At 48.2% G+C, this 9,602-nt stretch carries 8 protein-coding genes; 3 read left to right on the top strand and 5 right to left on the bottom strand.

Annotated features, from left to right (window positions below; translation table 11 throughout):
* Window positions 1-23: 23 nt before the first annotated feature.
* Window positions 24-1,319 carry an aminotransferase class I/II-fold pyridoxal phosphate-dependent enzyme gene (locus MJZ26_13845; GenBank protein MCQ2106861.1) on the top strand — a complete coding sequence of 432 codons (1,296 nt, stop codon included), beginning with the start codon at window positions 24-26 and terminating at the stop codon, window positions 1,317-1,319.
* Between the two features lie 100 nt (window positions 1,320-1,419).
* Complete coding sequence (locus MJZ26_13840) at window positions 1,420-2,709, top strand: citrate synthase (GenBank protein ID MCQ2106860.1); 1,290 nt, start codon at window positions 1,420-1,422, stop codon at window positions 2,707-2,709.
* Between the two features lie 113 nt (window positions 2,710-2,822).
* On the opposite strand, the gene MJZ26_13835 is transcribed toward MJZ26_13840, so the two are convergent.
* Both MJZ26_13835 and MJZ26_13830 read right to left on the bottom strand, forming a co-directional pair.
* Window positions 2,823-5,861: a hypothetical protein gene (locus MJZ26_13835; protein ID MCQ2106859.1), complete on the bottom strand. Its 3,039-nt coding sequence runs from the start codon at window positions 5,859-5,861 to the stop codon at window positions 2,823-2,825.
* Between the two features lie 303 nt (window positions 5,862-6,164).
* The gene (locus MJZ26_13830; GenBank protein MCQ2106858.1) at window positions 6,165-7,121 is read right to left on the bottom strand and encodes a hypothetical protein; all 957 of its coding nucleotides are present in this window, start codon (window positions 7,119-7,121) and stop codon (window positions 6,165-6,167) included.
* A 251-nt stretch (window positions 7,122-7,372) separates the two neighbouring features.
* Between MJZ26_13830 and MJZ26_13825 the strand changes: the two genes are divergently transcribed.
* Complete coding sequence (locus MJZ26_13825; protein MCQ2106857.1) at window positions 7,373-7,657, top strand: KilA-N domain-containing protein; 285 nt, start codon at window positions 7,373-7,375, stop codon at window positions 7,655-7,657.
* Window positions 7,658-7,760: 103 nt separating this feature from the next.
* Here the strand turns inward: MJZ26_13825 and MJZ26_13820 are convergent, their stop codons facing one another.
* The 3 genes from MJZ26_13820 to MJZ26_13810 form a co-directional block, all read right to left on the bottom strand.
* On the bottom strand, window positions 7,761-8,570 hold the full coding sequence (locus MJZ26_13820; protein MCQ2106856.1) for a nucleotidyl transferase AbiEii/AbiGii toxin family protein: 810 nt from the start codon (window positions 8,568-8,570) through the stop codon (window positions 7,761-7,763).
* Window positions 8,567-9,127, bottom strand: a complete 561-nt coding sequence (locus MJZ26_13815; protein ID MCQ2106855.1) for a hypothetical protein — start codon at window positions 9,125-9,127, stop codon at window positions 8,567-8,569. The genes MJZ26_13820 and MJZ26_13815 overlap by 4 nt, the downstream gene beginning before the upstream one ends.
* A 134-nt stretch (window positions 9,128-9,261) precedes the next feature.
* Window positions 9,262-9,602: dihydrouridine synthase (locus MJZ26_13810; GenBank protein MCQ2106854.1), on the bottom strand; the 341-nt coding region annotated here is incomplete at its 5' end.

Below are 9,602 nucleotides of genomic sequence, written 5' to 3'. Positions count from 1 at the left end.
AATTTTTCAACAGGAAACGAAAAATGAACTACAATCCTCTCGCAGTTGCCTTGAACGCCGAACTTTCTGCAAACGGCTGCAAGGTCCTCGATATGCTCTCTGAACAGGGCAAGGCCATTTTCTTCCCCCGCAAGGGTATTCTTGGCCAGGGTGCCGAAGCCAAGGGCTCCGACATCAACGCTACCATCGGTACTGCTCTCGAAGACGACGGCAGCCCCCTGGTTCTGGATTGCGTTCTCAAGTCCCTGAATCTCCCCAAGCAGTCCTTCCTCTACGCACCCAGCTTCGGTAACCCGGACCTGCGCAAGGCCTGGAAGGAACAGGTCATCAAGAAGAACCCCACCCTCGCCTCCAAGAACTTCAGTAACCCGGTGGTCACCTGCGCTCTGACCCACGCCATTAGCTGCGCCGGTTACATGTTCCTGGACGCCGGTGACGAAGTCATCATTCCTGACCTGTACTGGGATAACTACGAACTGGTTTTCGAAAATGCCCGTGGCGCAAAGATCAAGACTTTCAATACCTTCAAGAACGGCGGTTTTGATACCGAAGCTCTCAAGGCAGCACTTGCAGCAGGCAAGAGCGACAAGAAGGTCGTGCTCCTGAACTTCCCCAACAACCCCACCGGCTATACCGCTACCGAAACCGAAGCTGTTGAAATCGCAAAGATCCTTACCGAATGCGCAGCTGCCGGCAACAAGGTCGTGGCCCTCATGGACGACGCCTACTTCGGCCTGGTTTACGAAGATGGTGTAACTCGTGAATCCCTCTTTACAAAAATTGTCGACGCCCACGAAAACCTGCTGGCTGTGAAGCTGGACGGCCCCACCAAGGAAGACTACGTATGGGGCTTCCGCGTGGGCTTCATGAGCTTTGGCTTCAAGGGCGCAACTGAAGCACAGCTGAAGGCTCTGGAAGACAAGGCCGCCGGTACCGTCCGTGGCAACATCTCTAACGGTCCGTCCATTTCCCAGAAGATTCTTCTCGCCGCCTACCAGTCTGCCGAATACGCCGACCAGAAGGCTGAAAAGTACGCAACCCTCAAGAAGCGCTACGACATCATCAAGGATATTCTCGCTTCCCATCCGGAATACGCAGAATCCTTCGAAGCCATGCCCTTCAACAGCGGTTACTTCATGTGCGTCAAGCCAAAGGGCGTGGATGCCGAAGAACTCCGTCAGAAGCTCATCAAGGATTACAGCACCGGTACCATCATGCTGAGCGGCCTTATCCGTCTGGCCTTCTCCGCAGTGCCCACCGAAAAGCTGGCCAAGCTCTTCGACAACATCTACAAGGCTGTAAAGGACCTGCAGAAGTAATTAGCCCGCCACGGCAGGGGGCGAAAGCCCCCGAAAGATGGCACAAGTTTTGCTAAAATTAGCATAGGCCTGAAAAGGCATGAACTTAAACGGAGGATCAATGTCCGATAACGCAATACTGAACTACGGCGGAAAGAGTTTCGAGCTCCCCGTCTGCGAAGGTACTGAGAACGAACACGGTCTCGACATTTCCAAGCTCCGCAAGGAATCTGGACTTGTTACGCTGGATTACGGCTACCTGAACACCGGTAGCACCAAGAGCTCCATCACCTACGTGAATGGTGAACAGGGCATCTTGCGCTATCGCGGTTACGCCATCGAAGACCTGGCCGAAAAGGCCACCTTCCCTGAAACCGCATGGCTCCTGATCTATGGCGAACTGCCCACCCAGCAGCAGCTGACCCATTTCCGCACGCTGCTTACCGAGAACGCACTCCTCCACGAAAACCTGCTGAGCTTCTTCCGTCAGATGCCGCCTAACGCCCACCCCATGGGCATCCTTAGCTCCATCGTGAACGCCGTGGGCTTGTTTACCCCCCGCTTCTACGACGACGAAAACATCGCCAGCGCTTTCGAACTCACAACCGCCGGCTTGATTTCCAAGATTCGCACCATCGCAGCCTTCTCCTACAAGGCAAGCATCGGTGAACCGTTTGTGTACCCGGAAGCAGAACGCAGCTACTGCAGCAACTTCCTGAACATGATGTTCAGCAGTAAGGCACGTCCTTACCACCCCGATCCGATTATGGAAAAGGCCCTGAACACCTTGCTCATCGTTCACGCCGACCACGAACAGAACTGCTCCACTTCTACCGTGCGTATGGTGGGCAGCTCCCAGGCAAACCTTTACGCTTCTATCTGCGCAGGCATTTGCGCCCTGTGGGGCCCGCTCCATGGTGGTGCAAACCAGGCTGTGCTGGAAACTCTGCTCCGCATCCAGCAGAGCGGCATGACCATCGAACAGGTCATGGCAAAGGCCAAGGACAAGAACGACCCGTTCCGTCTTTCTGGTTTCGGCCATCGCGTTTACAAGAGCTACGACCCCCGCGCCAAGGTGCTGAAGAAGCTCATGTACCAGGTCTTCGAACGCGAACACGTTCAGGACCCGCTGTTGGACATCGCTCTTAAGCTCGAAGAAGCCGCCCTGAAGGACGAATACTTCATCGAACGTAAGCTCTACCCCAACGTGGACTTCTACTCCGGTATTCTTTACCGCGCCATGGGCATTCCCACCGAAATGTTGACCGTGATGTTCGCTATCGGCCGTCTGCCCGGCTGGATCGCCCACTGGAAGGAAATGCACGACGACCCCAACTCCAAGATCAACCGTCCTCGCCAGATTTACACCGGCGAAAACCTGAGACCTTGGGTGGACCGCGACAAGCGCTAATTTTTGAAAGCGAAGTATCTAGAAAAGCCTCACGGAAATCCGTGAGGCTTTCTTGTTTATTTTCCAGGCGAAATAATCTGCGCTGTCCTCGCAAACAGATTATTCCAAATCCGTTATCTCAGGCGGCGCAACCCCTTTGGCATGGGCACCTCGGTGCCGTCTTCCTGCAAAAGGAAGATGTTATCCAGGCTGATGTAGCCCACGCCGCTATGACGGGCGCGGAAATTGATGGTCTTGATCTTTGTCGGATCCAGCTGGGGAATGGTCTTGCCCCAACCTTCCTGGCTCATGTTTTCCCAAATGAGGGTGTCGCGAACCCAGGTACCGTGAGTATTTCTCAGGCGAACCATGAACTCGTCGTAGTCCTTCACCTGATCGCTCTGCACCTGAACTTCGATGTAGCCATCGGGATTGTTGTGGTTGGTGGCGTAGTCAAACACCACACCTACAGACTGCTTGATTTCCTGGGGAACAACGTAGTAGGCGCCAGAGTAGTTGGGCCAACCAAGAGTAGGCGGCTGCTCAATGTGGAAATCATGACGGATAAAGCCACCATGGGGCGGATTTCCATTGAAGACCTTGGCACCCATTTCTGTATTGCCTTCGCCCACCACCGGGAACCAATCTACGGCATCGACGCCGTTATCAAAGTTCTGCAAAATGCTTGTGGTTCGATAGGCGCCACGAATGCGGAACGGAATCATCTGCACCGTCTTTTTGCCACCAAGACCTGTAACCGTCAATTCAATTTCAGTCCCCTTGGCTCCGGTGCCCTGCACCACCACAGGCGTTGTCTTTGCAGTTTCAGGCACGGGAACCTTCACATGGAAACTTTCGATGGAGGCGTTCCACTTGCCGTCATCAGGCGTAACGTTTACAGTCATGGCGCTGCCGTTTTTTCCAAATCCCGGAATCTTGAGAGTAGCGCCCGTCAACTGGCCATTCTGTTGGGTGACCGTTCCGAACAAGTCCAGAGTATCGCCACGCATCATGACCTTCTTTTCAAGGGCTGCGGCAAGAACCACAGGCATTGCGGCGTCCTTCGCAGTAGCCTTGTCAGCCCCAACAACGCGGGGGTTGATCTGCACCACCGCCATACCGAAAGGCGGAATCATAACATCGCGGGACTTTGCCGGATTCAGGCGGCGGCCACTGGGACCCATCTTCGGATAGGGATAAGCGTTTTTCTGATCGCCCACCCACTTGAACTGATCTTCGCCAAAGATATCCACTTCGGTGCGGACCTTGTCATCACTGCCGCTTACGCGATCGATTTGCACCACCTGCGCAACGTCAGACAAATTTGCCAAAAGCACGCGGGCCGAGTCGCCGGCACCTGCAGCACCCTTCTTCGCCAGGGCATAAGCCACAACTTCAGGATTTGAACTTTCCACAGGAACCACGGCAAAGCCGTCTTCCAGGAACTGCTTGAACGTCATATACACGCCGTAGTACTCCGCGGTAGGCTCCAGAGATTTCCACTTGTTCCAGGAACCTTCCTTCAGAAGGGCGGTCATACTGATGGTTCCCCAAGTATCGTCGGGGCTCTTAAAGAGATTGCCGAAAGCATCCCAGGGCAGCACCTGCAAACGGTCGCCAAAGCGCACCGCATGCTGGGCAAAAATCATGGCCATGGCAGTTGCCTGGGGGAAATCCATCAACAGGCTGTAGCCCTGAACGTTGGTGCTGAATTCCGAAAGGAATACGCGGCGCTTTTCTTCGCCAGAAGCAGAAGGCACCTTGTCCACACCAGGCAAGTGACGCTTCATCCAGACATCCAGCGTATCCATGTTGGGGCCCACATCCAGCATTGCCTTCAGCATGTCCTTGGCGTTGGCACCATTGGGAGTCCAGTAAGGATAGTTATGCAAATCCACTGCATCCAGGTAGCGCTTACCATCGGCAACTTCCGCTTCACCTACAATGCGGAGGAATTCTTCCATCCAGTACTTTCCATCCAGAATGCCGGCGCCCTTCTGCATCATCTTGTGAGTACTGAGCAGCGGTCCATGCAAAATGATTGTGGGGTCCACCGCCTTCATGGCGCGGGCGTATTCCAGGAATCGAGCAGCGTAATGGCGGGCAGAAATAGGGCCAGATTCTTCCCATTCGCCGTCCAGTTCGTTACCGATTTCCCACTGCTTAATATTGTAACCCTTCACCTTGTTGGCGTAACGCACCCAGGCGGCAGCCTCCTTGGAAGTGCCCGTACCCGCGTTCACGCAAATCACAGCCTGGGCCGGCTTACCGTCGGCGGATTTCGGCAGCGTTCCCAGATACTTCATGAACTCTTCGAAATGCCAAGGAATGTTGGTCCAGTCGGTGCGGGCCTTGTCGCCATTGCGGGTGGACATGGCATACATCTTGTATTCGTTTCCGGCCAGCAAATCCTCGCCGTTGCTGAACATCTTCATCTCGCGAATCTGCACACCCTTGCCCGGCAAGTCCTGCAACTTAAAGCGGATCGCCACATAACGAGTGCGCACGGACTTGCCCTTGTACATGGTCTCGGGGCCAGTCACCTTCACGCTGGCCTCCAGCTTCAAGTCGTTGGTCAGCGCCTGATGCACACCCGGATATTCCGCATAATCCGTAGTCCAGTATTCATACCGGAAAGCCTTGGGACGCAAATCACCCCAGCTAATCTGCAGGGAATCAATGTTCTTCTTTTCGGGGAATTCCACCACAACCCAGGGCAGGTCATTGGGGTCCAGAATTTCGCCCCACCACATGGTTTCCATGTTGCCGTCAGCCAAATGACTGCGACGCACAAAACCGTAATTGTCCTTGGTGGTGCCGCGGTAAATGGTTTCGCCCAAGAAACCCGGAGCATACTTGCCCTCTTCTTCCGTAGTGACCCAAAGGCCCGTGCTATCATACTTGCCAATACCATTCCAGTGGTAATCATTGCTCAAGCTGCCGTTAGGAAAGCGGAACAAAGTGTAACCGCCATCCACCAGGGCATCCGTCATATCGTAATAACGGCTAGGCGGATTCCAGATAGCCAAATCCGCAGACATCATATTATTCTTGTTGATCACCACACCCGGCTTGGTATCATCCACCTTAATCACCGTCTGTGCCGCCTGGGCGGTACCCGCCAAACCAAGAGCAGCAATCATCGCCGCCGACAAAACAAATTTCTTTTTCATAAAACTTTTTCGGATTTTAAATTTTCAGATTTTATAACAGCAATCTAAAAATAAATTCTTTAATAAAATCCGAGAAGCCTATCATATCAGCCAATACCGCCCATACGATGACCATTTAGAATGTAACGAGAGGCCAGTTGCAAAAAAACAAATCTTTGGGACGATTGATATTCAATGGGTTTTATCCAAACTATATGCTCCATAGACAAGCACCAAATTATATTCGTTCATGGATTCCATCGGAACTACATGTAAAACTACTCACAAAAACAAAATGGATTATGATATTAATCGAAGCATATGTTAATCTCTTCGTAATTGTTCTTTTGTGAACGAAATAAGTTCACCATTGTTTAAATGGATATAAGCTCCCCCATTAGACCACAGATCCAAATCAACTTCAAACAAAGGCTCGGCTGCTATTTTTCCAACTTCACTTATCTTATAAATCTGCTTACCAATACCAATATACTTTCCATAAAAACGAAGATTGTCTTCAAAACACTCTACTCGACCGCAGCCTTTGACTGCTAGAGAATCCAGAATAGTTCCTTTTTCGTCAGAAATTTGGATCTTCCCATTTTTTTCGTCCAAACACCTAAACTTATTTTCTGTCCATTGAATATCGTTACATTCTGCAATCCATGCAGAATTTCCAGACGGAATCCATTTACTTATTGTTTTTTGTTTATGATTATATAAGAAAAAAGTTCCTTGTCGAAATCTCTTACACAAACCAATATCGGATATTGCAATAGTAAAATCTTTAAGACCACCATCCTTCCATCTTGTAAAGTAATCGCTACTATCAAAAGTTGTTGTATCAACGTTTAATAATTCTTCTTCGTCTTTAAATAGATTTCTAGTTGATGCTTTTTTATAGTAATGAGCATCATTGCAATTAGAATAATTAATCTTCTTAAACGCATCACTAAAATAAAATACTGCACTATCAGAAATTTGCGTCCAGTTACCAGAAAATTTATTTTCATCATTCAATACATTATACACCACATTTTTATACGGATTTACAAGAACTATCTTACTATCGACTATATTTGTTTTTTCGTCTTGTCCCTGAATGTATTCGGAATAAAATTCCACTTCATCCCAATACTCAACAAACAGTGCCAATGTAGTGTCATTCAAAACCGCAAACCTTTGGACATTGACACCTTGATCAACAACTTTTTCATCGCTACAGCCCATACACCCCCACATACCTTCGCAAGCAAAAGCAACCAAAGCAATAACAGCCATCTTTGCGAAATTAAATTTCCTAAACATATAGTTTATCCTCATCCCTTTTGTTCTACAATCATCTTGCCTAATTCAAGGATGTTCTTTGCCGTATTTTCTCCAACACGTTTTTCAAGAAATTTATACATAAAGCCGTTCAACAATCCTCTCTAATCATAGAAATTTTTCAAGTCCCTGGACTTGTTTTTGGTTAGCCCTCTTATTAAATAATTTGTGTTTTTATATCCAGCTTGTAACACAAAGGAGTAAATATGAGCAAGATTGAAGTCATGAATACTGAAATTTCCGTTCAAAATGTAAATGGCGAAGATTACATTTCATTGACGGATATGGCCAAGAGTCAATTGCAAGAGCATATCATTTTCAAATGGCTCAGTACAAAGAATACCATCGAATATATTGGGGAATGGGAATCAATCTATAATCCAAATTTTAATTATACCGAATTCGGTACAATTAAAAATGCCGCCGGTTCCAACAATTTCGTTCTATCAACAACTCAGCAACATGGAATCGTTAAACTCCGTCCTGATTAATACCCATTAAATTAAAGATGAACCGTCAACTTGTGCAAAATTTGCACAAGCTACTTTTAAAGGGAGCGAATTCGCCACATTTTAAAGTTGTCAAATTTGACTTCTATCTCTCCAGATTATTGACAAATTTCAGAAGGCCTTCACAGATTTCGTGAATGTCGTTATCAAGCCACCTTTGTCTAGAATTTCCCAATCTTTTTATGTATTGCGAGTCCTTAAACGTAAGATCCAACCGCTTAATAATCTCGTCAAAAGAACCTTCCCTCATTTCTTCATCTTCAAAAATCAAGATTCTTACAACGGCAGCAAGTTTAGACTTATCCACAACATCTTTAAGAAAGAACATGTCAAAAATGTCCTTGAATCTTCTGCTGTAAGGTCCAAAAATAAGAAGGGAACGAAGTTTTTCTGCAAAGGCCTGCTCCACGGAATTTTTCAGCAGACAAACACCCTGTTCATCAAAAGCAACATCAAAACAAAATTCCTCTTGCGTCAGTTCCAGACGTTTGTGTACACCGAAATCTATTTTACATTTGAGAGTCGTGCCAAAATTATCCACAATCTTTAATGAGGCGCTTTTTCCATGATAGTCTTGATGCTTCAGTTCTTCCAGAACTCCGTCAATGACTAACGAAACTCCATCCAAACAATTCAAACTTTCAACAAATTTTTGAATGGAGGAATCCTCCAAAGAATAGCGGATAAAATCCAGGTCAAGATCTCGTGTGGAACGGCGGATGTTTTGCGTTAAACTTTGCATAACGACTCCACCCTTAACAGTCACGTTCTTTCCGAACGAACTCAAAGAAATCGCCTTAAGCACAACATCTTGACAAACTCGCGCAGAAGCAAGTTCAACAGACAAACCGAACTTCTGATAGGAGGCAATCATTTCTTTGAAGTTAAGAATCACAGAACCTCTTCATCAAGGGCTTTTTTGATCATCTTGCTTTTGGGAAACTTTTCTGCATATTCCTGAATACGCCACAGTTCAAGAGAATTGACCAGCCCACGATACTTCAGCAGGATTTCCTTATACAGATCGTAAGGCATGGTGTTCTTATTACGCAGCAATTCAATCAGCATCCGCTCGCGATCATAGATTCTGAACTCGTAGCCATCAACAGACTGCGTCTGGGCTCCTAGTTCCAGCAAATCATCACGAACATAAATTTGAAACACGCGGGGGTCCGAAATTTTCGCAGCCTTTGACTTTGTCGCCATACTGTACTTTTCCGGAATCACATCGGTAAATCCGTGATAATAAAACGCATACTCCCCTGCAATAATCGCATTGGGATACTTCGCAGAAATCAAGGCAATCTCGGGGACATTCGGCTCTGCAGCATAAACGCCCTCCTCAACTTTAAAGAGCGAACCTGTTTCGACAGCCCTTTGCACCTGATACTGGCTACCACACTCTCTTAGGCATGCACTATACGTTTTTACAACTTTATATTCGTTCGCCATATTTTTCTCTACGCGTTCAAAATATAAACGAAAACCTTAGCTCCGTCAATACATTTATCGGTAAAAACAAAATTTTTACCGATATTTAGAAAATTCGTAAAATGCAAATTGCGCAGGCGTCTGGAAGGTAACACCTACCGATTTTCGTAGCGATTCCCGAAAACCAGGGTGTTATCCTTGGCGCCGTTCAGGTTCACCAGACGGTTGGGTTCGTAACGCAGGCTCTTGGCGATGCCGTTCTTTAGCATTTCCTTGCGTTCGAAAAATTCCTCGGGAGTCTGGGCGGTGAGCAGAGTCTGACGGACTTCCATGGCTGCGGAAATGAATCCTATCCCCCCAACGGGGGTCCAGGATGACGTTTCAGAGCCACTTGCGGAGCCTTCCGAGCCATCCACAAATCCTTTGCAAAGTCGTGCGGCCAGCTGCTTTAGGCGGCCCATGGCACCCATTTCCGTGCGGCCTTCTTCATCCAGGA

This window comes from Fibrobacter sp. (genome assembly GCA_024398965.1).
Lineage (GTDB): Bacteria > Fibrobacterota > Fibrobacteria > Fibrobacterales > Fibrobacteraceae > Fibrobacter.
This window is presented reverse-complemented; position numbering and strand designations above follow the sequence as displayed.